General features: G+C 60.6%; 18 protein-coding genes and 1 tRNA gene. 13 read left to right on the top strand and 6 right to left on the bottom strand.

Annotated features, from left to right (window positions below; genetic code table 11):
* The 3 genes from NKH36_RS25935 (at position 1) to NKH36_RS25925 (ending at position 2,867) form a co-directional block, all read left to right on the top strand.
* A complete protein-coding gene (locus NKH36_RS25935; RefSeq protein WP_352959977.1) occupies positions 1 to 999 on the top strand; it encodes an ABC transporter permease in 999 nt (332 codons plus the stop codon).
* Positions 996 to 2,177, top strand: a complete 1,182-nt coding sequence (locus NKH36_RS25930; protein WP_352959979.1) for an ABC transporter permease — start codon at positions 996 to 998, stop codon at positions 2,175 to 2,177. The genes NKH36_RS25935 and NKH36_RS25930 overlap by 4 nt, the downstream gene beginning before the upstream one ends.
* Positions 2,178 to 2,387: 210 nt before the next feature.
* Positions 2,388 to 2,867 carry a class I SAM-dependent methyltransferase gene (locus NKH36_RS25925; protein ID WP_352959981.1) on the top strand — a complete coding sequence of 160 codons (480 nt, stop codon included), beginning with the start codon at positions 2,388 to 2,390 and terminating at the stop codon, positions 2,865 to 2,867.
* Positions 2,868 to 2,900: 33 nt separating this feature from the next.
* Here NKH36_RS25925 and NKH36_RS25920 read toward each other — a convergent pair whose 3' ends face one another.
* Positions 2,901 to 4,316 carry an adenylate/guanylate cyclase domain-containing protein gene (locus NKH36_RS25920; protein ID WP_352960061.1) on the bottom strand — a complete coding sequence of 472 codons (1,416 nt, stop codon included), beginning with the start codon at positions 4,314 to 4,316 and terminating at the stop codon, positions 2,901 to 2,903.
* Between the two features lie 346 nt (positions 4,317 to 4,662).
* Here NKH36_RS25920 and NKH36_RS25915 point away from each other — a divergent pair, with 346 nt between their 5' ends.
* From NKH36_RS25915 to NKH36_RS25890, 6 genes are all read left to right on the top strand, one after another.
* Positions 4,663 to 4,956: a hypothetical protein gene (locus NKH36_RS25915; RefSeq protein ID WP_352959983.1), complete on the top strand. Its 294-nt coding sequence runs from the start codon at positions 4,663 to 4,665 to the stop codon at positions 4,954 to 4,956.
* Between the two features lie 101 nt (positions 4,957 to 5,057).
* Entirely contained in the window at positions 5,058 to 5,348 is a 291-nt protein-coding gene (locus tag NKH36_RS25910; protein ID WP_352959985.1) for a hypothetical protein, read from the top strand.
* Positions 5,349 to 5,422: 74 nt separating this feature from the next.
* Complete coding sequence (locus NKH36_RS25905; protein WP_352959987.1) at positions 5,423 to 5,947, top strand: GNAT family N-acetyltransferase; 525 nt, start codon at positions 5,423 to 5,425, stop codon at positions 5,945 to 5,947.
* Between the two features lie 208 nt (positions 5,948 to 6,155).
* Positions 6,156 to 7,541: a hypothetical protein gene (locus NKH36_RS25900; protein WP_352959989.1), complete on the top strand. Its 1,386-nt coding sequence runs from the start codon at positions 6,156 to 6,158 to the stop codon at positions 7,539 to 7,541.
* Between the two features lie 290 nt (positions 7,542 to 7,831).
* Positions 7,832 to 11,131, top strand: a complete 3,300-nt coding sequence (locus NKH36_RS25895) for an ATP-binding protein (RefSeq protein WP_352959991.1) — start codon at positions 7,832 to 7,834, stop codon at positions 11,129 to 11,131.
* A gap of 18 nt (positions 11,132 to 11,149) precedes the next feature.
* Positions 11,150 to 11,830 (top strand): redoxin domain-containing protein, encoded by a 681-nt coding sequence (locus tag NKH36_RS25890; RefSeq protein WP_352960063.1) that lies wholly within the window; start codon positions 11,150 to 11,152, stop codon positions 11,828 to 11,830.
* Positions 11,831 to 11,875: 45 nt separating this feature from the next.
* On the opposite strand, the gene NKH36_RS25885 is transcribed toward NKH36_RS25890, so the two are convergent.
* Complete coding sequence (locus NKH36_RS25885) at positions 11,876 to 14,836, bottom strand: trifunctional glycosyltransferase/class I SAM-dependent methyltransferase/polysaccharide deacetylase (protein ID WP_352959993.1); 2,961 nt, start codon at positions 14,834 to 14,836, stop codon at positions 11,876 to 11,878.
* Positions 14,837 to 15,750: 914 nt separating this feature from the next.
* Between NKH36_RS25885 and NKH36_RS25880 the strand changes: the two genes are divergently transcribed.
* From NKH36_RS25880 to NKH36_RS25865, 4 genes are read left to right on the top strand one after another with little or no spacing between them, the layout of a single operon-like run.
* Positions 15,751 to 16,416 (top strand): coiled-coil domain-containing protein, encoded by a 666-nt coding sequence (locus tag NKH36_RS25880; protein WP_077380274.1) that lies wholly within the window; start codon positions 15,751 to 15,753, stop codon positions 16,414 to 16,416.
* Positions 16,417 to 16,423: 7 nt separating this feature from the next.
* The gene (locus NKH36_RS25875; protein WP_352959995.1) at positions 16,424 to 19,489 is read left to right on the top strand and encodes an OmpA family protein; all 3,066 of its coding nucleotides are present in this window, start codon (positions 16,424 to 16,426) and stop codon (positions 19,487 to 19,489) included.
* Positions 19,490 to 19,505: 16 nt separating this feature from the next.
* Complete coding sequence (locus NKH36_RS25870; RefSeq protein ID WP_352959997.1) at positions 19,506 to 19,997, top strand: Rab family GTPase; 492 nt, start codon at positions 19,506 to 19,508, stop codon at positions 19,995 to 19,997.
* A 3-nt stretch (positions 19,998 to 20,000) separates the two neighbouring features.
* On the top strand, positions 20,001 to 21,071 hold the full coding sequence (locus NKH36_RS25865) for an adenylate/guanylate cyclase domain-containing protein (RefSeq protein ID WP_352959999.1): 1,071 nt from the start codon (positions 20,001 to 20,003) through the stop codon (positions 21,069 to 21,071).
* A gap of 278 nt (positions 21,072 to 21,349) precedes the next feature.
* Here NKH36_RS25865 and NKH36_RS25860 read toward each other — a convergent pair.
* The 4 genes from NKH36_RS25860 to NKH36_RS25845 all read right to left on the bottom strand — a co-directional run bounded on the left by NKH36_RS25860 (position 21,350) and on the right by NKH36_RS25845 (position 24,935).
* Positions 21,350 to 21,434, bottom strand: a tRNA-Leu gene (locus tag NKH36_RS25860).
* 133 nt (positions 21,435 to 21,567) lie between these two features.
* Entirely contained in the window at positions 21,568 to 22,191 is a 624-nt protein-coding gene (locus NKH36_RS25855; RefSeq protein ID WP_192363652.1) for a 2,3-bisphosphoglycerate-dependent phosphoglycerate mutase, read from the bottom strand.
* A 33-nt stretch (positions 22,192 to 22,224) separates the two neighbouring features.
* Positions 22,225 to 23,067, bottom strand: a complete 843-nt coding sequence (gene dapB, locus NKH36_RS25850) for a 4-hydroxy-tetrahydrodipicolinate reductase (protein ID WP_352960002.1) — start codon at positions 23,065 to 23,067, stop codon at positions 22,225 to 22,227.
* Positions 23,064 to 24,935, bottom strand: a complete 1,872-nt coding sequence (locus NKH36_RS25845; RefSeq protein ID WP_352960004.1) for an ABC transporter ATP-binding protein — start codon at positions 24,933 to 24,935, stop codon at positions 23,064 to 23,066. Before NKH36_RS25845 ends, dapB begins: the two co-directional genes overlap by 4 nt.
* Positions 24,936 to 25,020: the final 85 nt, after the last annotated feature.

Below are 25,020 nucleotides of genomic sequence, written 5' to 3'. Positions count from 1 at the left end.
GTGCTTCGATATTTTGTCTGGCGCATCGCCGTGATGGTTCCAACGCTGCTGGTCATATCGGCACTGGTGTTCGCGATCATCGAACTTCCCCCAGGCGACTATTTCGACAGCTATGTTGCTGAGCTTCGGGCTCAGGGCGAAGCGGTGGATTCCGATCGCATCGAGATGATGCGCAAGGACTATGGTTTCGACCAGCCACCGGTCATTCGCTACTTCTACTGGGTCGGGGGGATGCTGCACGGCGATTTCGGCTATTCCTTCGAATATGAGATGCCGGTTCGCGACGTCGTCGGGGACCGAATGTGGCTGACCGTGCTGGTTTCCTTCGTCACGATCATCTTCACCTGGCTCATCGCCTTTCCGATCGGCATGTACTCCGCCACGCATCAATACAGCTGGGGCGACTACGGCCTGACTTTCTTCGGCCTTCTCGGCCTTGCCATTCCGAACTTCATGCTGGCGCTGATCCTGATGTATTTCGCCAACATCTGGTTCGGCACATCCATCGGCCATCTCATGGACCAGCAATATCTCGGCGAGCCGATGAGCTGGGCCAAGGCGAAGTCGATCCTCGCCCATCTCTGGATTCCGGTCTTGATCATCGGCACCGGGGGCACGGCAAGCATGATCCGGCGGCTGCGCGCCAACCTTCTCGATGAGCTACACAAGCAATATGTCGTGACCGCGCGCGCCAAAGGACTTCATCCGTTCAAGGCGCTGGTCAAATATCCGCTGCGCATGGCGCTCAATTTCTTCATTTCCGACATCGGCTCTATCCTGCCGGCCATCATCTCCGGCGCCGAAATCACGGCGATCGTGCTGTCTTTGGAAACGACCGGGCCGATGCTGATCAAGGCGCTGCAAAGCCAGGACATGTATCTGGCAGGGTCGTTCCTGATGTTCCTCGCCTTCCTGACGGTCATCGGTGTCCTGATTTCCGACCTGGCGCTGGCGCTGCTTGATCCACGAATTCGTTTGCAAGGCGGAAGCACCAAATGAGCACGCATTCGCCGCTGCCCGCTCCGGGTGCTCCTCTGCAACACTACGTCTCCACCGCGCCCATTGACCTGCAGTCGGTCGAAGCGATGACGCCGGAGCAGTCGAAGGTCTTTCAGGCGTCGCAGTTACGGCTGATGTGGTGGAAATTCCGGATGCACCGGCTTGCCGTTATATCCGGCATATTCCTGGCAGCGCTTTATTTCGGGATACTGATCTGCGAGTTCCTGGCGCCCTACAATCTGCACACGCGCAACATGGACTACATCTATTCGCCGCCGCAGCGGGTGCACCTGTTCCACAACGGCCAGCTCGTCGGGCCGTTCGTCTATGGCCGCCAGATGACGCTGGATATGGACACGCTCAAGCGGAACTACATCGAGAATCAGGATGATGTTCAGCGGATCCGTTTCTTCTGCAAGGGCGACAGTTATCAGTTCTGGGGCCTGATCGAAGGTGACAGGCATTTTGTCTGCCCTGCCGAAAACGGCCAGCTCTTTCTAGCCGGCACTGACAGGCTGGGGCGCGATGTGCTCTCGCGCATCATCTATGGCGCACGCATTTCACTGACGATAGGCCTCGTCGGCATCAGTTTCAGCTTCCTGCTCGGCATTGTCATCGGCGGACTGGCCGGCTATCACGGCGGTATCTTCGACTTGATCGTTCAACGGATAATCGAAGTTCTGCAATCGATCCCCAGCATTCCGCTATGGCTGGCTCTGGCGGCGATCATGCCGATAACCTGGAGTCCGATCCTGATCTATTTCGGCATCACCGTCATCCTCGGGCTGCTCGACTGGACCGGATTGGCGCGGGCCGTGCGTTCAAAGCTTCTAGCCTTGCGAGAGGAGGATTACGTTCTGGCCGCGCAATTGATGGGCGCCAGAAGCAGCCGCATCATCGGGCGGCATCTCATTCCCGGCTTCATGTCGCATCTGATCGCGACGGCGACGATCTCCATACCCGGCATGATCCTGGGCGAGACGGCGCTGAGCTTCCTGGGGCTCGGCCTGAGGGCGCCGATAACCAGCTGGGGCATCCTCCTCACCGAGGCGCGCAGCGTCAGCGTCATCGCGTTCTATCCATGGCTGCTTTTGCCGATGCTCCCCGTCATTCTCGTCATCTTGGCGTTCAACTTCCTCGGCGACGGCCTGCGGGACGCCGCCGACCCCTACAAGTGAGATCACTATTCCGCCGCGCGCCGGGCCGCCGACTCCACCCGGTATGATCCTTGTCGGCGACCTGTCCGGTTATTGCAGCGTTCATCGTTCGCCTCTATACGTGGCGAGACGCGATCGGGGTTTAATACGTCGCCCTCGGTTTCACCCGTGAACCGTTTCTGGTCGCGGGCATTGCCGATCTTTGAGCTGGTTCAGGACACACAAACGCATATGACTCGCCTCGAGAATTTCATCGGCAGGATGACCGCACAGCGCGACATTCTCGATCAAGTTTGCCCCGAGGTGGCGAAGATGGAAGGGCTGGTGCTCGAGCTCGGCCTCGGCAATGGCAGGACGTTCCACCATCTGCGCGAGCGCCTTCCCGGACGCCGGATCGTGGTGTTCGACCGCGAAGTTGGCGCACACGCCAGCTCAATTCCCGAAGCTGAAAACCTCGTGCTCGGCGAAATACGCGAGACGGCGAAGAGGTTCATTGGAATCGACGCGGCTCTTGTCCATGCCGACATCGGCACCGGCTATGACGATCGCGATGCAGTGACCTCTACCTGGCTTCCCGATCTGATCGCGCGCCTGCTTCGCGTCGGTGGCATCGCGGTCAGCGGCACGTCGCTCGATCACCCGCTGTTGCAACCCCTCCCGCCGCCGCCTTCGGTGCCCCCCGGTCGGTATTTTGTCTCCAGACGCGTCTGAGTGGGACGAGACGACCCTTCAGGGGCCAAGTTTTCAGGGGATCGTATAGACTGCTATCTCCCGCTCAATGCCGCGCAGCGAGACCTCGTGGGGCACGGGCGTCAGCGCGTTCCTGTGCAACAGATCGGCGGTGAGATTGTCGTCGACCACCGCACGAGTGGCGAAGATCGCCCGTGTGTTGGCAAGGTTCTGGACCCGCGAAGCAATGTTGACCGTCTGGCCGAAATAGTCCTGTCGCTCGTTCATAGACACGGCGATGCAGGGGCCGGCATGGACTCCGATCTTGAGCAGCAGATCCTCGCGCCCGCTCTTGTCGTTGAGCTCACGCATGGCATCGCGCATTCTGAGGGCCGCGGCAATCGCACGATCAGGCGTCGCGAAGGTTGCCATCACCGCATCACCGATCGTCTTCACCACCGCGCCTGCCTCCGCCGCGACGATCTCATGCAGAACCTGGAAATGCTCGCGCACGAGATCGAAGGCTGAAAGGTCGCCCACCCGCTCGTAGAGCTCGGTCGATCCGCGCAGGTCGGTGAACAGGAAGGTCAGGCTGGTGATCTTCAGGCGCTGGTCGATGTCGAGCGTATCCGTGCGATAGAGATCGCGAAACGTCTGGTTGGTGAGCAGGCGCTTGGCGGTCAGGAAGGGCCGGCGTTTGCCCAGGAAATCATGCAATACCGGGCAGGCGATGAAGACCGTCGGCAGCACGCGGGTGTCGGTCCTGTTTTCCAGCGAAATACGCAGCGGGCCGGGTTGCATTTCCAGCGTCTGGCTCTGGACATGGTCGCGGTCGAAGACCAAGGAGAGGCTTCGCCGCTCTTTTGCTGGTTCGCCCTTCGCGTCGATGAACTGGGCTGAATGGGTGACCGGCTCGAAGACGATGACGAATTGGGGCGGAAGCTGTATGTGCAGAACCGCCTTTTCACCGGGCGCAAGCTCGATATCCTCCAGCGAGAACGCTTCCATCTTTTGGGCCAAATCCTCGTCCGGCAGATCGGCGCCGGACGCCCAGTAGATCTGTCGGTAATATTCCACCAACGGCAGTTCGTGTGGATTGTGGGCGGCAATCCTGCGCACGCGGGGACTGACGGTGAATGTCACCTCGACCATCTCGTCGAGGGTCGGCGAATAGCCCTGGGAGCACAATGCGCAGGTGTATTCGTCCTTCTGCATGGTTTTCAGCGTGGCGTTTGTGTCGAGCACGCCGCCACAGCCGGGGCACAGAACATTCCAGGAAATATCAAAGATGCCCACCCGCGCCGCATGGAGAAAGGCGCTTATGGCGCGTTCCTCATCGAGGCCATGCTTGCTGGCGAAGGCTGGCACGTTGATGCGGCAAAGTTCGTGGTCCTTGCCCTCTTCGATGGTTCGCTTGATTGCGTCGATTGCCTGCGAATCGACATCGGTCGATTGCCGCAGAAGTGAGAACAGATCCTGAGCTTCGTTCATCATGCAGGCTCCGGAAAATGCACCCCAAGGCGTCTTGGCCGGACCGGTCTTTGGTCCCAGTGCTCCATCTTACTTCGAAACGGGCCGTACGGCCATCCGAATGGACAAGCCTGATGACAGTTCAATTTCCATTCGGCGGATTTTCACCGGCCACAAGCGGCACTATAATGGTCCATGAGGCATTCATCTTTGGGCCTTTCTCCCATGCCGGCATCCGACAACCCGCCATTTCCCGCGGCCCTGCGCCATTTCCCGCGGCCCTGCGCCTTCTCTGTCGTGGTCATCATCGTCCTGATCGTAGGCGCCGGCCTGTTTTCGCGCCTGTGCTGGTCAAGCCGCGCTGGCCTTGGCCGTCACGCCGTTCAATGCCCGCTTCCTCGGCGGCTTCTACACCGCCGAAATGGTCGTGATGGCGGCGCTGCTGGTCTGGAATCGCTGGTCGCCCGGCAGGCTCGTGCTCGTCATGGCCTTCATTTTCACCGCCATCGCCTCGGTGGCTTCGTTCATCAATCTCAGCTATTTCAACTTCGAGCGCAAAGCGCCCTGGCTCTGGTTTTTGGTCTATCTCGCTTCGGTCGCGGTATCCGGGCTGTTCCTGTGGCGGGCCAGGGCCCGTCCTTCTGCAGAATGCGTGACCTGAAACCCCGCATGGCGCGGCTACATGCCGGTGGAATTGGCGATCCTTGGGCTCTATGGCGTCGGACTGTTGCTGTTTCCCCTGACATTCGGCAGCATCTGGCCATGGCCGATCGATGCCTTCCACGCTCAGGTCTACAGCGCCATCCGGGCGGTATATATCTCGCCTGGAGAAGCGCGCCGCGCGAGGAACTGCTGGTGCTCGGCTTGGCCCAGTTTCTGATTGGCCTGCTTGCCATCCTTGGCGTCGTCATCACCGACGCTGCGGTGCACCGGATCGACTGGACGGCGACCGGGACATTGTGCTGGCTCGCCCTTTTCGGCTGGATCGGCATCAGCGGCGTCTTCAAACTCTACGCCGCCTCCCGGTATTTTAGCTCGCAATCGGCATTATAGGTTGCAGAGACGGCTGGATTTTCGGGTGACGTCCGGTGCATCGTGCCGGGCCGATTGCCTTCGCCGGGAACGCCATGACCAGCACGACCTCGCCATCCTCGGAGAAAATCCAGCCGCAGCTCCGGTCCGTCCGGCTAAGCGATGCGGAGGCGCTTTGCGCTATCTTCAACATGCCGGGCTTCCGCTGGGGCACGCTGAGGATGCCTTTCGAGATGGTGGAGCAGGTGGAGCGGCGCATCGCCAAGTCCGGCCAGGAAACCACCTGGATCGTTGCCGAGTTGGACGGCAAGGTCGTCGGCCATGGCAGCCTGGTCGTGCAGGGTTCGCCGCGCCGTTCGCATATCGGCGAGATCAATATCGGCCTTGACGATGCCTTTGTCGGTAAGGGTATCGGCTCTGCCATACTTGGCGCGCTGCTTGACGTGGCCGACAACTGGCGCGCCCTGAAGCGGGTCGAATTGACTGTGTATGCCGACAACGAACCGGCCGTCCGTCTCTACACAAGCCACGGCTTTGAGGTCGAAGGCCGGCATGCGAAGGCCGGTTTTACCGACGGGCAGTACCACGACCTCCTGAGCATGGCCCGGCTGCGGTTCTGAGATCCGCTGTTTGGCCTTAACTGTTTAGTCAATCCAACAAATCGCGCCGAGTCGGCGAACAGGCGATTGATCATGGAGAACTCCGTTGGATACGGTCAATTTCGTCTCACACCGTCTTGATCGAGTTGACAATCTATGTGTGGGCCGGTCGCATCCAGCAAGTCTGGTCTCCCTTGGCGTTTGCACCGCAAGCGGCTAGACGGGACCAATGACCGCCGTCTTTGACCCAACCCCTACGCCTCCGGCGGAAATTCTGGCTGTGCTGTCGCTGCTCTGCCCGGAAGTCGTGCGTGACATCGAGCAGAACTGGAACGCGCCGGTTTCCGATTACGCCCGCCATCTGTGGCGGCCGGTGGCAAGGCCTGCATCGGGCCCGGCGATCGCTGCCCGTTCGATCTTGCGCGAAGTCCTGCATCAGCGCCTTGGTGCGATCATGCAGCCTCAAGAGATCGGCAAGGCCCTTGACGAGTTCGAGCACAGACCGGTGATTCAGTCCGGCCTGCACTGCCTGCTTCTGATGGACCGGATCACCTTCGATGCCCTCCTGCTTGCCTGGCTCGGCGCGGTCGAAAACGGGCTGTCGGCCTTCTTCGGCTTCATGGGAACGACGATGACCATGGAAACAATTGGGCGGGAGGGGCCGGGATGGCTCAATGTCGGAGACGACAAGGTCAACCTGTTCGGCATGGGGCGCCACAAACTGTGCCGCAAAAGCGCCTGCGTGGCCGGTCCCGTCACCCTCAACAAGCGCGCGCTCGAAGCCGTGGGCGACGAAACGGATGCCAGCCGCTGGCTAGGCACACTGCTTGCCAGCCAGGACAAAGTGTTTGGGACCGCCGCCGATGCGCTGACAGCCCTCAACGAGGATCTGGTCGCCGATTGGGATCGTTCCGGCATGGCCCTGCCGGTTTTCATCGACGATCGGCTCGCCGCTTCTGCCATGGCGCGGCATCTAGAATATGACGGCAGCCTTCTTTCCAGGCTGCTCATTGAGCCCGCAAGGCGCCAGCGTCTCGAACGGGCCTTGCAAGAGGCCGCATCGAGCCCATTTGGCAGATTCCTGCCCAATGCCACGGCCTATTTCTGGGGCATCCGCGAGGAGCGCGTGCGCAAGCTCGTCCTCGAGAACGGGCACCTGATCGAGTCAGACAGGCCGCATGGTCTTTCCATCCCGTTTGAGCGGCCGCATCTCAGGCAGGCGCTGCTGGACGGCGTGCTGCTGCCGAACTTGTTCCTGATGTTCCTCGTCCTTGCCATATTGCCGCGCGTGCGGGTTGTGGGCGGCCTGAGACAGATTGGTTACGTAGCGCTTTTCCACTCGATCCTGCTGGCTGCGCTAGATGAAAACGCGCCGGAAGAGCGCGATCTGGCTGCGGAGCTGCAGGTTCGGGAAAATGCCTGGGGCATGCGGGTCATCGACGAAAACATCTCGGTCCGCGAGCAGCTTGCCGGCCTGCCGGAAGGGGCGCTCTTCCCGGACCTGCTCCGGCAATACCGTTTGCGGACATTTGCCGAGACGACCGACGACCTGAAGCTGGTTCGCGAAAACGCCCGATGGCGCAAGATCGGCCAGGCAGAGATCAAGGCGAGCTGAGCCTTACTTCAGGTCGACTTTCTGGTGCGCAACCGCAAGCGACGGCGATCTATCGGTGAGCCTCTGGCGTCTGATCCGGCCGCGTCCTTGACGCTGATGCCTTTCGGGATTTCGACGACGGCTTCCGCCCGAATCGGCAGCGCTCTGCCACCGGACCCACACGGATCGCTCGATGCCCATTTGCGCGGCCGCTTGCCGGTCGACGGCTATCGGTGCATCCTTGTGAATAGCCTAGCCGTGAAGTGCGTGGCGAGATCACGACGTCACGGCCTCTAGTGAGGTCTTGTTCGATGGACTGCTCGGGCTGCGGTTTCGAGGTCGAGGGCGGTTACGCCTTCTGTCCGAGGTGTGGCAGACGCCAGCCCGTGCCATGCGCCAGTTGCGGCTACCCCTGCGCACCTGATTTCGAGTTCTGTCCGAAATGTGGGGCAAGCGTCGCTGCGCCCGCAAAAGCCGTCGAACGGACTGCTCCGACGCCAAGCCGGACCATTGTGCCGCCGTCGCGAACTCCGTCGCTGCTTCCGAACATCGAAAGCGACGATGGGCTGCATCCCGTCTCCGACGCCGATCGCCGGACGGTAACGGTCCTGTTCGCCGACCTTTGCGGCTTCACGACACTCAGCGAGCAGCTCGACCCCGAGGTCATGCAAGCGCTGCAGAACGAACTGTTCAAGGAATTGACGGCGGCCGTGCGAAACTTTGGTGGTTTCGTCGACAAATTCATCGGCGATGCACTGCTCGCTTTGTTCGGTGCGCCGGTCGCGCATGAGGACGATCCGGAACGTGCGCTTCGCGCCGCTCTCGACATGATCGCCCGGACGGCGCGGCTCGGCGAAAGCACCCCCCACTCCGGCTCGCCTCTGTTACTCCACATCGGCATAAACACTGGTCCGGTCGTTACCGGCGGATTGGGCATCGGCACCGCCAAATCCTATTCGGTGACCGGCGACACAGTGAATACGGCGCAACGCCTGCAATCGCTGGCCGCACCGGGTGAGGTGCTGGTAGGCGAGCTCACTTACCGGCTGACCCGGCATGCCTTCTCTTACGAGTCGCTGGGTGATGTCGTGTTTCGCGGCAAGGCTGGCAGTGTGCTCGTCCATCGACTGGATGCACCGCTTGCGGCGCCGCGTGCAGCGCGTGGGCTCGAGGCGCTCGGCCTCAGTGCGTCGATGATAGGTCGTGGTGCGGAGCTCAATAGAATGCTGGCGAGCCTTGACCAGGCGTGCAGCGGCTCGGCCCAACTTGTCCGCCTCGTCGGAGAAGCCGGTATCGGGAAATCGCGGCTGGTGAAGGAGTTTGTCGCCCGCGTCGGCGACGAGGATCGTTTTCGCAACGTCGCCGTGCGGCTGGCCACGTGCTCACCGCTGGGCGAACAATCATTTGGCGCCTTGGGCGCAGTGGTGCGCAGCGCTGCCGGGATGATGCAAAACGACAATGGGGAGGAAATGCGGGGAAAGCTCGCAGGCTTGCTTACCGATCTCGGCCTGCAGGGCGAGGAGGCGAAGCGGCTGATGCCTTTGCTCTACCATGTGCTCGGCCTTGGCGACCCCGATGCCACCTTGCAGCATGTCGAGCCCGAGCAGCTGCGGCGGCAAATTCTCTACGCAGTCCGCACAATCATCGAACGGCGGCTTGCGTTGTCGCCGCTGCTGATTGTCGTCGAAGACCTGCACTGGGCCGACGCCGTGTCGCTCGAGGCACTGCGTTTTGTGATGGACAGATTGGAACGCACGCGGTTGATGTTGCTGGTCACGCACCGTCCCGCGCCGGACAACGGACAGCTCGACTCAAGTCGGGTCAGTCACACAGCGCTCAGGCTTTCGCCGCTCAACAATGATGACGGACGCAGCCTGCTGGCGGCGCTTTTCGGCGAGAGCTGGGTAAACTCCGCAGGAGGGCTTCTCGACCAGATACTTGAGCGCGCGGGCGGCAACCCCCTTTTTTTAGAGGAGATCGTCCGCGGCCTTATCGATCGCGGTGTACTGATGCGCGAGGACCAGCGATGGCGGACTGTGGCAGGCGAAGTCGCAACCGGCATTCCCGCCACTATCCAGGCAATGTTGCTTGCTCGCGTCGACCGGCTGCCCCAAGAGGTGCGCCGGCTGGCCCAGGAAGCCGCGGTAATCGGCCCGCGTTTCGATGCCACACTTCTGAAAGCCGTGGCAGCCGACCCCGGCCGGCTAGAAGCCGGCTGCGAACTGCTTTGCGATGCGGAAATCATCGAGGAAGTTGCCGGATCGGGCTCGGTCTCGTCGCAAAGCTACCGCTTTACGCAAACATTGCTGCAGGACGTGATCTACCAGAATATGCTCCTGCAACGCCGGACCGACATCCACGGGCGGGTCGGTGCTGCCTTGGAGCAACTGTGCGGCGACAAGCCGGAACGGCTCGAGGATTTGACCGTGCTCGGTCATCATTTCGCACAGAGCGCCGAGCGGGAGAGGGGTGCGCATTACCTGCAGGCGGCGGGCGATCGCGCTCGCATGATATACGCCAACGACGACGCCCTTCGTTTCTACGAGCGAGCACTGACTGCGTTGGGCGCGATCGGGCACACACCGCTCAAACTGGCAATTGCAGAGCGCATTGCCGATCTGAGCGGCCCGGTAGGCCGCCGCGAGATCGCGCACCATCACTACGAGACGGTGTTGCAGGCATACCGCGAGTCAGCCAATCGTGTCGCGTCGGCGCGAGTTTTGCGTAAGATCGGTCGGCTGCTCTGGGACGTCGGCAAGCGGGACGACGCAGAATCCCGCTATGCTGAAGCTGCAGCGCTCCTCGATGGAGCGGATGCCCCGATCGAGCAGGCGCATCTCTGGCAAGAACGTGGCCGACAGGCGTTCCGTAGCGGAGATCACGCCCTCGCGGCAAATTGGGCAGACGCGGCGCTGGATTGCGTACGCTCTCTGACAACGGAGCATGTCTCCGAGGTGGGGTGTGATGCCATCCTTGTGACCGCCGAGGCGCTTAATACGAAGGCTGTTGCGCTGGCTCGCCTTGGGCGGAACCGTGAAGCGGTGCATCAGGTTGAGCGTAGCATTGAGTTGGCCGAAGCCGCCGGTCTACTGGGCGCGGCGTGCCGCGGCTACACCAATCTCGGCGTGCTTTACACGACCATCGATCCGGCACAGGCGATGGAGGTCTGTCGGCGCGGTCTTGAAGTGGCGCGCCATATTGGTGATTTGGGTTTCCAGGCGCGCCTCCTCGCCAACCTCGCGGTCGCTTGTTGCACTTTCACGGATCGCTGTCCAACGGAGGGCGTGCCTGCTGCCGAGAAGGCCATCGAGATCGACCGGGCGCTCGATCAGCGCGAGCACCTGCCGGTGCCGTTGATCGTGCTTGGGCAGATCCACCAGTGCAACGGCCGTCCGGAACTGGCGGTTGGCTTGTTCCAGGAAGCACTGGACGTAGCCCGCGAAACGGGCGAGCCCCAACTGCTGTTTCCGTGCTATGATGGTCTCGCAACGCTTAATCTCGACCTCGACAATCTCGCCGAGGCCGAACGCTACTTTTCCCTGGCGCAGGGTATATGCGCCCAGCACGGGCTCGACCCGGAAGCGCTTGTGGTGCTGCCTTTTCTCGATTAGCCGGGTTGGAGGTTGGAAATGTCCGCGCGTAGTGACTTGGTACCGCTTCAACCGGGCGACCGTGCGCCGAACGTGGTACTCGACGCCATTACCCAGGAAGGCAAGATCGCGCTTGACGACTTTCGCGGACAAAAACCGGTGCTGGTCGGCCTGTTTCGAGGCCTGCATTGTGCGTTTTGCCGGCGCCATATCGCTGCCCAGGCTCGGCTTGATCCGGAGCTGCGCGAAAAGGGCGTGGAGAGCCTGACGGTGGTCAACACGCCGATTGAACGGGCGCGTCTCTATTTCCGTTACCACCCGATACCGAATCTGCTTGCGGCCTCCGACCCTGAACGCGCTTCACATCGTGCTTTTGGACTGCCCAATCTCGAATTCACCCAAAACGAGACGATCTGGCCGTACAAGGTCTCGATGGCAGCGGCAAGGGACATGCGGGTCGACATACCAGGCGAGTTGTCCGGTCCGATGGACCCATTTGCGGCCACCGAAATTCTCAACAAGAAGGACAAGTACGAAGTGACCGAAGCCGACGAGCAGATGATGGCAACGGGACACGGACAACTGGTCGGTCAATTCCTGCTGGACCGGCAGGGGATCGTCCGCTGGAGCTTCACGGAGTTTCCAGAGGGTGGGCGATACATGTTTGGGGCGCCAAACCCGCAGGAGCTGATGTCAGCGGTATCCCAAGTCGCCCAATAGACTTGCGAACGAGGTAAACGGGCGGGACACTGACAAGTTCACCGTTCATTCGAGCACGGCCTCGACCTTGGCAACAAAGTCATCGAGCGAGCGATCCCCGCGAATCTCGATGCGCGGAAGGTCGATGGGATCGCAATCGAGGTCCGCCGGCCCGTGTCTGCCGCCGAAGCCGATTCGATAGCCGCACTCGTTGGCCAGCCGGCCAAGCCGTCGGTCGGTGACAGAAAAGGGTGCCGCGAACGCCGTGGTTGGCTGACCGGTCCACCGTTCGATGAACATTCGAGAGCGCAGGAGCTCGGCGGCCAGGTCAGAGCTCGACAGACCATCGATCGCGCGATGCGTCGCCAGATGGCTTCCGAAGAACGCACCTTCGGCGGCGAGGCGTCGCACCGTCCCGGCGTCCATTAACTGTGTCGGCGGACCGCTGTCGGCGTCCCACAGTGCACTTTCTCCCACCAGGTCCGTCACCAGGAACACTTCCGCGGTCAGGTCGTTCGCACGCACGATCGGCCAGGCATGGTCGGCAAAGTTCTGGAAGCCGTCGTCGAAGGTGATGAGCACTGGGCGGCCAACGAAAGGTTGACGGTTGGCGATGAACCATTCCAGCTGCTCGGACCTAATCGCGTGAAAGCCATTGGCGCGCAGCCATGCCATCTGGCTGTGGAATGCGGCGGGCGTGAGCCGAAAACGGGCGAGCGCGGCCGGACCTTCATCGGAGACGCTGTGATACATGAGGACAGGGATACGCTGCCGCCGCTCGCTGCGCGCAACGTCCCGGCGCAAGGCCCGCGCCCCGCCCCAGACGATATTTCGCGCGACCCCGATTTCGAGGGGCCCGCGGATTGGCACTTGATCAATCATCGGTTCCGTCGCCACGTCGTCCGGTGACAGGCGGCGAAAGCGGTCTATGCGATAGAGCTCGGTCTGGATCGATTGATCGAGGACGAGGCCTTCGGTCGCTGCCAGCGTCTCCGAGATCGCTTGTGCACCGAATGTGTTCCAGTCGAAACCGGTCCTTTCAACATTGTCACGTAACACGAATGCGTGTGCGTTGATGAAACTCCCGCCAGGCGCCAATGCCTCAACGATTTTTTTGGCGATGCGCCGCAACTCGGCGAGATCTTCCAGGTAGTAGAGTACTTCCGAACAGACGATCAGGTCCATCTCACCAGGCAGCGTGTCGGCCGAGAAATCCAGTACGCCGAATTTAATATTCGGCTGATCGCTGCATCGCGCGCGGGCCCGCTCGATGGCTATGGCGGAGATGTCGGTTGCGGTCAGATGGCCCACATGCGGCGCCAGCTGCCGCGTGAAGTGGCCCTCCGCGCAGGCCAGCTCAAGCGCCCGTCCGATAGGACCGGTCGGCAGAATTTCGACCTGCCGCTCGTACTTTTCCTGCTCATAGGAGGAACCGTAGTTCCAGGGATCCTCGGTCGCGAAATAGCCATTCCAGAACGACGTGCGATCCTTGTCGTGCCTGGGCCGTGCGCGGCGCGGCGCCGCAGGAGGCTCCGCAGGTTCGGCGCTCGACCGAACCAGCTCCCGCGCTTGCGCGGCCAATTGCGCGAGTTTGCCAAAGTGGCTGTCCGGATCAGGCCCGCGTTCGGCTGTGGCTGACAATGCCTCGGCTGCGAGCGTGTTTGACGTGTCGGGGCCGGCGGCCTGTTGCGGTACAGGTGATCGTCCCGCAAACCTTGCCGCACTGTCTACAAGCCGCTCAGCGGGCACGACATTCTGGATCAATGCAATCCAATGATCCCTTGTCACCGTCCCGAGTACGCCGAACTGCACGACAGCCTCGATCTGGCCATCGATCATCAGATAGGCATAGATTTGATCGATTCCTTGCGGCAGTTCGATCGAATCCGGATTTCGAGCATCGACGCGAATTCCGAGTGTCCGCGCCAGTCTGCGCGGCGCGGCAAGATCGTCGAAGTCGAGAAGCATTTGCTCAAGGTGATACTGGACGCGGCGACCCGCGACGGGATTGTCCCAGACCTTGCCGAGTTCGGTGATCAACTCGGTGAGGGAGCCGCCGAACCTGTCCCACCTGGCAGCCAATTGCGCTGGCACCGATAGGCTTCCTACCATAAGGCCATCGAAGGCCACCTTGGCGATGTCATGCGCCCACTTACGTCCTGCCGGGAGCGCGCGCAGGGCCTGCGGGCTGATCGAGCGTGAGCCGCAGCCGCAATCCGACGCGGCGTTCCACAACGCGAACCACGCGAGTGCCTCGGAAGCGGTGCGGCCGTTCGCCTCGATCGCTCCATTGGCGTGAGCCGATGCTGGCTGTTTGACCCTGGGATCAGCAGAAAAGCCGCGGGCGATCACGATTTCCGCATCGGCCAGCATCTGCGTCGAATGGCGGGTGAGCGAGTTGGGGCTGGCCCGATAGAAAGCGAGCGGCTCGTCGACCATCACCCAACGTTTGCCTAGACGTGCCAGGCGCTGCCACAGATCCCAGTCCTCGCAGGTGCTCAGCGACACATCGAAACCGCCCAATTCGACAATTGTCTCCCGGTCGACGAGCAGCGCGTGAGTGCGGATGGCACACCGGCGCGCGAATGTTTCGAAGGGCTGGATCGCAACCTCCGTCGGGATGCTCGACGGGGTGAGTTCGCCATCCGGCATCACGCGCCGGGAACCGCAATAGGCGGCGACTGCATTGGGCGCGGTTTCAAGGGCGGCCAGCATTTTCGCAAGGAAGCCGGCGTCCACCCAATCGTCCGCATCCAGGAACATGAGCCAGCGTCCGCGCGCTGTCGAAATCCCGCTGTTGCGCGCGCCGGCGGCGCTATACGCGCAAGAGCTCAACGTCCGAAACCGGGCATCGCGCTCCACATAACCGGCGATGATCGCGGAGGTGCGGTCAGTGGAGGCGTCGTCGATGACGATCGCCTCCCAATCCACTATTTCCTGATCGAGAAGGCAATCGAGTGCGCGCGCCAGCGTTACCTCCGCGTTGTGCGCAGGAACCACGATTGAAACCAAGGGATTATGCGCCACGCCGTCTTACCCGCGCCTGGCTCGGAGGTAGAACAAGAGCCCCGAAACATAGCCGGCGATTTCCTGCCAAAGGAAACGGTCCTTAGGAACGCTGTGTCCAAATAGTGTTCTGCGAATTCTTCCGAGCCGCCGCGACGCCACTATTGGGCTGCAAAGGGAACTTGCTCCTGTCGTGGTACCGATGCTGGAAGCCTGACGCAGCATTCGCATCCGTGCCGCCGAGCTTGGGCGCCAGCTGTCGCAGATGCACGTCAAAGCAAGCACGCCGCATACTCATGTCGATCCCCGGAATCGGCGCCATGACCACAAGCTGCGGTCCCTGGCGCCGTACGAGTGAAATAGCTATGGCAAACTGACGTCCTTTGCAATCGGGGCGCAATAAAGCAAGCCACTGAAGCTTTGATGTGAATGACTGCAGTTATCGGGACTACTGCTCCCCTCCTATCGACCGAAATGCCTCGATACCGAGGTGCACTCTCGAACAGCCATTCTCCGTGCGAAAGAACACCTTCCTTCTACCGTTGGGCCCGCATCCGAAGCTGATCGTCGCAGTATACAGCCCGATGCGAGGCAGTATGTGTACCGCCATGTCATCTAATTTAGATATTTCTAATGAGTCCGCGCTACTTAACTGCGCTCCAGTAGCTATAGCCTGATATTGTATTGCTCATTTCGATAGTAGATTTCATCCAATGGTTGATTAGACTAGCCGATTATGGCCTCTATAAAAAGAGATACGAAAGCTACACCAGTCGGAACTCGTTTATTTGCTGCTAGTCCAAGAGATGTAAAAGGGACGCACGAATTGGCTTAAGTCAAGAAGATTCCGGCTTGCGAGCCGGGTATTTTGCTGACATTCTTGTCCGTTTCTGAGTTTCGCACTGTGGCAGTTGTTCAAAAGAAGGGGCACAAGGATGGCCAAGGAATCTTCGAATAGCGCTTCTCCAGCAAATAAAGCGGACGTAAATCTGATAGGTAATGCAGACGGAAACGGGCTGGCCTTCATGGCGGCCCAGGCTCGCGAGAGCGGAGGCCCCGGCGACGCTGTAGGTGTCGACAAGATACGTGATCTGCTGTTCGGCAACCAGATGCAGGACTATGACCGCCGTTTTTCCAAGCTTGAAGAACGGTTCTTGCAGCGCTTCAAGGATGTCGAATCCGAGGCCAAGCGCAATCTTGAAATGTACGAGTCAAATGCAAAGAAGCAGGTCGAATCGCTTGCGGGGCAATTGCGGAACGAAAAAGACGCACGAGCCGAGGCCGACAAGGAGATCGACCGGAATCTTCGCGAGCAAAATCAGGCGCTTGAAAAGCAGGTGCGCGCGTTGTCGGATCAATTGAGCGAGCTTGAGCGCGAAGTTGCGGACCGGATAAATCGAAGCGATCAATCGCTGCGTGAGGAAATCAAGCAAAAGAATGAAACCATTCAGATGGTAATGGAGAAGATGTTTTCCGATCTCAGCAACGTCAAGACCGACCGAAATCTTTTGGCTGGCCTGTTTGTCGAGGTTGCAAAATGTCTAAATCAGGATCCCGTAGGCAGCAAGAGCAACTCGGAACGTAGTTGGAAAGTGAGTTGATCGGAACTTGACGTCGACCGTCGACCCAATCAGCCTTGCTCAAAAAGCAGCTTCGAACGATACAGAGATTGATCGCGAGGCTCTGGCTAGTCTTTTGGTCGAAATTGCCCGGAACGTTGATCCGGACTATCGTGCGCGTTTCGACGGAGTTCCAACCGCCGATCCTCGCATGGCAACGCTGCGCCAGTTGCTGGTCGGCCGCGAGATTTCGGAGCTTTCACGAGTTACGCACCTGCTCGACGAACCTGAGCAGCTTGCGTCTGCAGTTGGGGGTGTTCTCCCCAGTGCAGCCGCACGTGCGCCTTATGCGCAACTCGGAGAGGCACTTGCGCCAGCTGTCGAGAGGGCCGTGCAACGGTCCATCCAGAAGAGCCCGCGTACGCTTACGGATATATTGTACCCGGTGTTTCTGCCGGCAATTCGCAAGTCGATCGGGGAAAAGATCGATCAGACCTTTCAGTCGCTGAATGAAACTTTAAGACATATATTTACCTGGCATGGGCTCAAGTGGAGATTTGAAGCTTGGAGAACGGGGGCAAGCTTCTCAGAAGTTGTTCTTAAGCATTCTCTTGTCTATCGTGTAGAGCATGTCTTTCTGATTAACCGCAATTCTGGGCTTTTGATAGCGCATGTAACTGCCGATAATGCAACGAGCGAAGACCCGCAACTCATTTCTTCGATGCTTAGTGCAATTCAAGATTTTGTGAAAGACTCATTTAACGAGAAAGAACAGAGCGGCCTGGACACTATCCGTTTTGGGGAGCTTCGTCTCTGGTCAGAAGTTGGACCGTTTGCGACCTTGGTCGCGGTGATCCGGGGAAATCCGCCAGAGGATTTACATGAAATATTTCGCGATGTGTTGTTTCGCATCCATGATGAATGCTCACAGGCTTTAGAGCAGTTTGACGGCGACAGTTCGCAGTTGGCCGGCGTAGAGACGCTGTTGCAGACCTGCGTTGAATTGAAGCAGGAGGACTCTAACCAGGGATTTCCTTGGCTGGTGGTGGCTGCAGTCCTGCTGGTTTTGATTCCGGCAGGCGGTTGGTTCTTTCTTTCCTGGCAATCCGGGCAGCGTTGGCAGGCTTATGTGTCGCGGCTGAGTACCCAGCCGGGCATCATCGTTGCCGAACAAAAGGTGCGCGATGGCCAATTCTATATTGCCGGCCTGAGAGATCCGCTTGCCGCTGACCCGCAGTCGTTGTTGTCCGGAACGCAGGTCGATCCCGCCCGCGTTCATTCACACTGGCAATTCTATCAGAGCCTTGAGCCGGAGTTCGTGCTGAAGCGGCTAACGGCGTCGCTGACCCCGCCGGATTCAGTAGGACTTTCGATCGTCAATGATCGCATCATTGCCGAGGGTGAGGCTCCCGACACCTGGATAGATCGGGCACGCGCAGCGGCCCGACAGCTTTCGGCAGGCGGACCGGTATTCGACATCTCCAAGGTTCGTGATGTGAGCCCCGAAGCACGCGCGGCGGAGCACTGGCAGGCCTATGTGTCGCGGCTGAGTACCCAGCCGGGCATTATCGTTGCCGAACAAAAGGTGCGCGATGGCCAATTCTATATTGCCGGCCTGAGAGACCCGCTTGCCGCCGACCCGCAGTCGCTGTTGTCCGGAACGCAGGTCGATCCCGCCCGCGTTCATTCGCAGTGGCAATTCTATCAGAGCCTTGAGCCGGAGTTCGTGCTGAAGCGGCTAACGGCATCGCTGACCCCGCCGGATTCAGTACGACTTTCGATCGTCAATGATCGCATCGTTGCCGAGGGTGAGGCTCCCGACACCTGGATAGATCGGGCGCGCGCAGCGGCCCGACAGCTTTCGGCAGGCGGACCGGTATTCGACATCTCCAAGGTTCGTGATGTGAGCCCCGAAGCACGCGCGGCGGAGCACTGGCAGGCCTATGTGTCGCGGCTGAGTACCCAGCCGGGCATCATCGTTGCCGAACAAAAGGTGCGCGATGGCCAATTCTATATTGCCGGCTTGAGGGACCCGCTTGCCGCCGACCCGCAGGCTTTGCTGTCCGGAACGCAGATTGATCCTGCCCGCGTTCATTCGCAGTGGCAATTCTATCAGAGCCTTGATCCGAAGTTCGTGTTGAAGCGGCTAACGGCGTCGCTGACCCCGCCGAAATCGGTTCGGCTTTCGATCGTCGAGGATCGCATCGTTGCCGAGGGTGAGGCTCCCGACACCTGGATAGATCGGGCGCGCGCAGCGGCCCGACAGCTTTCGGTTGGCGGACCGGAATTCGACATCTCCAAGGTTCGTGATGTGAGCCCCGAAGCACGCGCGGCGGAGCACTGGCAGCATTATGTGTCGCGACTTGAGGCCCAACCGGGGATCATCGTCGCCCAACAAACGGCGAGGGGCGGACATTTCTACATTTCCGGCCTGAGAGACCCGCAGGCCGCCGACCCGCAGGCTCTGCTGTCCGGAACAGGGGTTGATCCGGCTCGCGTTCATTCGCAGTGGCAATTCTATCAGAGCCTTGATCCAAAGTTCGTGGTGAAGCGGCTGATGGCGTCGCTGACTCCGCCGGATTCAGTACGATTTTCGATCATCAAGGATCGCATCGTTGTCGTGGGTGAGGCTCCTGCCGCCTGGATAGATCGGGCGCGGGTCGCCGCCCAACAACTGGCCGCGGACGGACTCTCTCTAGAAATTTCCGAGCTGCGCGAGTTGACCCCTCAGAAACTCACTCATTTGAGGGAGGCTATTCAAGCGGTCGACATTCTCTTCGATTCTGGCAAGGCTGTACCGGGACCAGAGCAACTGCCAGTTCTCGACAAATTGGCGAATCAGTTGAAGGAATTGGCCAAGGACGCCCGCAAGGCAGGCGTAACAGCACAGTTCATGTTGACTGGCCATTCGGACGCCGTGGGCCGTGAGACGGCCAACGCGTCGATCAGCGCCGCCCGCGCCGAGACAGTTCGTGCGCTTCTCAAGAAGCGCGGCGTCGCTCCGGAATCGCTTTTGGTTCGCGGCGCGGGCACCTTTGAGCCGGCGGAGACTGAGAATAGCCGAACCGGGAGCTCCGCCAATCGCAGAGTTTCGGTTACGGTAAACTTCCACTAGGGCGGAGCCCAGGATATTGCAAAAAAAGATCTGCATGTTGGGGGGGTTCGCTGTCGGAAAGACGAGTCTGGTTCGCAGGTTTGTGCAAAGCATCTTTTCAGAAACTTACTTGACCACGGTGGGAGTGAAAATCGACAAGAAGAGTGTCGCATTCCCGGACAAAACCGTGGATCTGATTTTGTGGGATTTGGCCGGCGAAGACGATATCGGCTCATTCCGCGTCAGCTATGTGCGAGGCGCGAGCGGGCTCGTGCTTGTCGTCGATGGAACCCGCGCCGCCACTCTTGCCGTGGCGCTCACGCTGCGCGAGCGGGCCGAGGCCGAATTCGGCGCTATGCCGTTCGTAATGCTGTTCAACAAATCCGATCTGGCCGATCGGTGGGCAATATCGGATAGTGAGATTAACGAACTGAGGCAACTTGGATGGGAAATCTATCTAACAAGTGCGCTTTCGGGTGAACATGTTGACGATGCGTTTCGTCAGCTTGCTTCGATGGTCACCAAATAGACTATGCAAGCGTTGCCAAGAGAAGTCAGAGGCTGGATTTACAATTTCTTCTACAACGAGCACTCTGTCGCATATCTGAAAATTGACGCCCAGCTTTGCATAGCTGCGAAGGGCGGTAGTGTTGAACATTACGGCCTATCATCACTTTGCATTGGTAAGCCTGTTGCCGAGCAGCTTGAATTCATGGAAGGCTTGCTGCCTTGCCCGGAGCTTCCATATCATATCGCCATGATCGAACTGCCCAACGGGCGTGTTGCGGACCTTCATCTTTTTGCTGACAATGCCTGCGTATGGCTGCTCTTTCTTGACGCCACTGCCGAACGCGACAATAGGCAGCGGCTTCAACAGAAGGCGTATGAAATGACACTCCTGCAAGAGAGGGAGCGTCAACTCAACGAAAAGTTACAATTGACGAACGAGGCGTTGAGGCAGAGCCAAGAGGGTCTGTCGCGTGAATACCAGCGCGCCGAAAGCCTACTCCTCAACATTCTTCCGGGGTCGATCGCGGAGCGGTTAAAAGCGGACGAGCAAATTGCAGACAACCACGCCGAGGTGAGTGTACTTTTTGCCGACATCGTCGGCTTTACGGAAAGAGCGCGGCGCGTCGGAGCCGAGACAACGCTCGCTATTTTAAATTACTTCTTCAAAGCGGCGGATCTGCTCTCGGAAGGATACGGCTGCGAAAAGATCAAGACAATCGGCGATTGTGTGATGGTGGTCGCTGGCCTGCCCGCCGCGCGATCCGATCATGCAGAAGCCCTTGCGCACTATGCACTTGAACTGCGGAAGGCGGTTAAGCGCGAACGCTTCGCAGGAGAACCGATAAGACTCAGAATTGGAATTCACTCAGGACCAATCGTCGCGGGCGTCATAGGCAAAAGGCGGTTTGCCTATGACCTGTGGGGCGAGACCGTTAATCTCGCCGCACGTATTCAAACGTCAGCGGAGCCCGATGAAATCCGTATTTCGGATGCAACTCGCAAACTGCTTGGACCAAATTTTGCTTGCGACCCACTCGCGGAAACGGAATTGCGTGGTACAGGTCGTGTGCGAATGTGGCGGCTCCCGGCCTGATTTGCCGCTTGGCAGTGCCGACCCTGGAGCGCATTGCATCTCAAGCTAGTCAAACATCATGGTTTCGAATGTCCGCAGAGGTGCAGTTGGCCACCGAGCGCCCGCCAAAGGTCTGTCCTGGGTCAAATTCGGCAATAAAAAGTGCCGCTGCGCGTCATCATCCGTTCGGGCAATTTCGCCATCCGATTCGAGCCCCGACTATAACAGTCACTGTTACAACTGGGCCGAACTGGAAAAGCGAATCAGAACCTGAATGAAATCTGGTACTTACAAGATGATGGTGCCCAGAAGAGGACTCGAACCTCCACTCCTTGCGGAACACGGACCTGAACCGTGCGCGTCTACCAATTCCGCCATCTGGGCTGGTGCGGGCTCTTTAGGCGGGCAAGGGGTGAGTGTCAACGCGCTTTTTTGCTCAATCAAGAAACACGCCCCGCTCGCCGGCTAGTGTCGTTTTGAATCTGCGCATGATCCTTTCCGAACCTGCGGTTCGGGGTCATGCGCCCTCCAGCACTTCCTTCGATGCCACCGTCGAATCGGCGTTGAGCTTGTAGATGACCGGCACGCCGGTGCCGAGCTCCAGTCTGACGATCTCCTCGCCCGACTTGCCGTCCAGCGCCATGATCAGCGCGCGCAGCGAATTGCCGTGCGCCGCCACCAGCACGGTGCCGCCCCGGAGCACATGCGGCTGCAGGTCGTGCAGATAATAGGGCCAGACGCGCGCGCCGGTGTCCTTCAGGCTTTCGCCGCCGGGCGGCGGCACGTCGTAGGAGCGGCGCCAGACATGCACCTGCTCCTCGCCCCACTTCTTGCGCGCGTCGTCCTTGTTGAGGCCGGAGAGGTCGCCATAGTCACGCTCGTTCAGCGCCTGGTCGCGGATGGTCTCGAGATCGCTCTGGCCGACGGCGTCGAGAATGTGCTGGCAGGTCTTCTGCGCCCTGATCAGCGACGACGTGAAGGCGATGTCGAATTTCATGCCGCGCGCCTTCAGTTTGGCGCCCGCCTCCTTGGCCTCGGCGTGGCCCAGTTCGGTCAGGTCGACATCGCGCCAGCCGGTGAAGAGGTTCTTCAGGTTCCATTCGCTCTGGCCATGGCGCACGAGCACGAGAGTTCCCGACATTTTTGCTCCTTCAGTTTTGTGGATCAGATCGTCTCAGGCGAGTCCAAGCACATCGCGCATCGAATACAGTCCCGGCTTCCTGCCGCGCGCCCAAAGTGCTGCCTTGACCGCGCCGCGGGCGAAGATCGCCCGGTCCTCGGCATGATGGGCGAGCGTGATGCGCTCGCCGGTGCCGGCCAGCACCACGGAGTGGTCGCCGACCACCGAGCCGGCGCGCAGCGTGGCGAAGCCGATCGAGCCTGCCTTTCGCACGCCGGTGTGGCCATCGCGCGACCGCACGCTGTTCCCGTCAAGATCGATGCCGCGCCCGGTGGCCGCGGCCTCACCGAGCAGCAGCGCCGTGCCCGAGGGCGCATCGACCTTGTGCCGGTGATGCATTTCCAGGATCTCGATGTCGAAATCGTCGGCATCGAGCGCGCGCGCCGCCTGCTCGACCAGCACCGCCAGCAGATTGACGCCGAGGCTCATATTACCTGACTTGACCACCGTCGCGTGGCGCGCCGCCGCCGCGATCTTGGCATTGTCGTCGGCCGAGCAGCCGGTGGTGCCGATGACATGGGCGATGCGCGCCTGCGCCGCATAGCCGGCGAATTCGACCGTCGCTGCCGGGCTCGTGAAATCGAGCACGCCGTCGGCCTTGGCGAAGGCCGGCAGCGGGTCGTTGCCGATCGCCACGCCGATATTGCCGATGCCGGCAAGCTCGCCGGCATCCTTGCCGAGATGCGGCGAACCGGCCCGCTCGATCGCGCCGGCGACGCGGGCGCTCGGTATCGTGTGGATGGCGCGGATCAGCGCCTGGCCCATGCGGCCGGCCGCGCCGACCACCACCAGGCCCATTTCATTGACGGGGGGGTCGTTTGTGGGTGTGCCGCTCATAAAGTTCTCCCGATCGTCTTTTTCGCGCGCCGCACCGGAGTTTGGATTGGCTTGCCGTCGTCGGCAAGCCCCAGCCCCTTGTTGCCCTGCACCCGGTGGAACCGGGCATAGGCGCTGTGCGGGTCGGCCATCAGCGAGGCATGCGTGCCTTGCTCGACCAACCGGCCCTGTTCCAGCACGATGATATGGTCGGCATTGACCACGGTCGACAGCCGGTGCGCGATGACGATGGTCGTGCGCCCTTGCATCACCTTGGTCAGGGCCTGCTGGACGCGCGCTTCGGCCTCGTTGTCGAGCGCCGAGGTCGCCTCGTCGAGCAGCAGGATCGGCGCCTGTCGCACGATGGCGCGGGCGATCGACAGGCGCTGGCGCTGGCCGCCCGACAGCGTCAGGCCGCCTTCACCGACAGGGGTGTCATAGCCCTGGGGCTGCTGGCAGATGAAGCCATCGGCCTCGGCCTGTTGTGCAGCCAGCTCGATTTCGGTGTCGCTGGCGCTTAACCGCCCGTAGCGAATGTTGTCGCGAATGGTACCTTCGAACAGATAAGGCTGCTGTGAGACATAGGCGATGGAGCGGCGCAGCGACTGCTTGATGACTTTCGAAATGTCCTGGCCGTCGACCTCGATGCTGCCCGCCTCGACATCATAGAAACGCTGCAGCAGCGCCACCAGCGTCGACTTGCCGGCACCCGAGGCGCCGACGATGGCCGTCATCTTGCCGGCGGCGGCAACGAAGCTGAGATCCTGCAGCACCGGAGCGCCGGCGACATAGCCGAACGACACATTGTTGAAACGCACCTCGCCCCTGGTGATCTTCGCTTCGGCCGCTCCGGGTACGTCGCCTTGCTGCGGCTCGAGGTCGAGCAGTTCGTAGATCATGCGCGCATTGACCAGCGCCCGTTCCATGCCGACCTGCATGCGTGCTAGCCGCCGGGCCGGATCATAGGCGAGCAGCAATGCGGTGATAAAGGCAAAGACGGCGCCCGGCGGCTGGCCGCCGACGGCTGCCCGGTAGCCGGAATAGGCGATAACGCCGGCGACGGCGAAGCCGGCCAGCATTTCGGAGATCGGCGTCAATCGTTCCGACACGCGGGCGATGCGGTTTGCCCGCTGCTCAGCACCGGCGACAAGACCGCTGATGCGGCGCGACAGCTCGTCCTCCAGCGTAAAGGCCTTGACGATGGCAATGCCTTGCGTCGCTTCCTGCATGGCGCCGATCAGCCGCGAGTTGATCTGCACGGCTTCGCGCGTGGCGCGCCTGATTCTGCGGGTCAGGTAGATCACCGTGTAGATCAGCGGCGGCCCGATCAGCAGCGACATCAGGGACAGCATCGGATCCTGCCAGATCATGACGCCGATCAGCGCGATCAGCGATACGGCGTCGCGTGCCACTGAGGTCAGCGTCATCGACAGCAGGTCGCGGATGCCGTTGACGTTCTCGTTGATCTGGGCGGCCAGCCGCCCCGAGCGCGTGTCGTTGAAGAAACCGATGCCGAGCTTCATCAAATGAGCGAAGATGCGGCGCTGGTAGCGTGCCACCAGATTGTTGCCGATCCTGGCCAGCGTTACCGCCTGGCCGTAAGTGGCCAGCCCGCGCAGCATGAAGGCGCCCAGGATCGATAGACAGATCAGTGCGATGAGATCGCCGCGCTGCTCATAGAAGATCTGGTCGACGACATCCTTCATGATCCAGGCGGTGAAAGCGGTCGTGGCCGCAACCGTCACCAGGCACAAAACGGCCAGAACATAATACCAGCGATAGTCGCGGCTGTTCTCGGCGATGATGCGGCGGATCACCGCCACGATCTCGCCGGGCCGGGCTTTGGCTTGGTGCCAGGCTTTCGCTTGGTGTTTGGGCGACTGGTTCAAGTCGGGATCGTTCCGTGATGTCGGTTCGGCTCCGCGGCCGGGCTAATTCGGCAATCCTCTTAGCGCCCCGGTGGCGGCTTGCCTA

Source organism: Mesorhizobium sp. M1312, from assembly GCF_040318115.1.
Lineage (GTDB): Bacteria > Pseudomonadota > Alphaproteobacteria > Rhizobiales > Rhizobiaceae > Mesorhizobium.
The sequence above is the reverse complement of the archived record's forward strand: the minus strand, read 5'-3'. Positions and strand labels throughout refer to the sequence as shown.

Bases quoted from the DNA above. Each gene is read 5' to 3' on its own strand.
- NKH36_RS25930 (WP_352959979.1), top strand. From the start codon at position 996: ATGAGCACGCATTCGCCGCTGCCCGCTCCGGGTGCTCCTCTGCAACAC.
- NKH36_RS25925 (WP_352959981.1), top strand. From the start codon at position 2,388: ATGACTCGCCTCGAGAATTTCATCGGCAGGATGACCGCACAGCGCGAC.
- NKH36_RS25920 (WP_352960061.1), bottom strand. From the start codon at position 4,316: ATGAACGAAGCTCAGGATCTGTTCTCACTTCTGCGGCAATCGACCGAT.
- NKH36_RS25910 (WP_352959985.1), top strand. From the start codon at position 5,058: ATGGCCGATCGATGCCTTCCACGCTCAGGTCTACAGCGCCATCCGGGC.
- NKH36_RS25905 (WP_352959987.1), top strand. From the start codon at position 5,423: ATGACCAGCACGACCTCGCCATCCTCGGAGAAAATCCAGCCGCAGCTC.
- NKH36_RS25900 (WP_352959989.1), top strand. From the start codon at position 6,156: ATGACCGCCGTCTTTGACCCAACCCCTACGCCTCCGGCGGAAATTCTG.
- NKH36_RS25895 (WP_352959991.1), top strand. From the start codon at position 7,832: ATGGACTGCTCGGGCTGCGGTTTCGAGGTCGAGGGCGGTTACGCCTTC.
- NKH36_RS25890 (WP_352960063.1), top strand. From the start codon at position 11,150: ATGTCCGCGCGTAGTGACTTGGTACCGCTTCAACCGGGCGACCGTGCG.
- NKH36_RS25880 (WP_077380274.1), top strand. From the start codon at position 15,751: ATGGCCAAGGAATCTTCGAATAGCGCTTCTCCAGCAAATAAAGCGGAC.
- NKH36_RS25865 (WP_352959999.1), top strand. From the start codon at position 20,001: ATGCAAGCGTTGCCAAGAGAAGTCAGAGGCTGGATTTACAATTTCTTC.
- NKH36_RS25855 (WP_192363652.1), bottom strand. From the start codon at position 22,191: ATGTCGGGAACTCTCGTGCTCGTGCGCCATGGCCAGAGCGAATGGAAC.
- dapB (WP_352960002.1), bottom strand. From the start codon at position 23,067: ATGAGCGGCACACCCACAAACGACCCCCCCGTCAATGAAATGGGCCTG.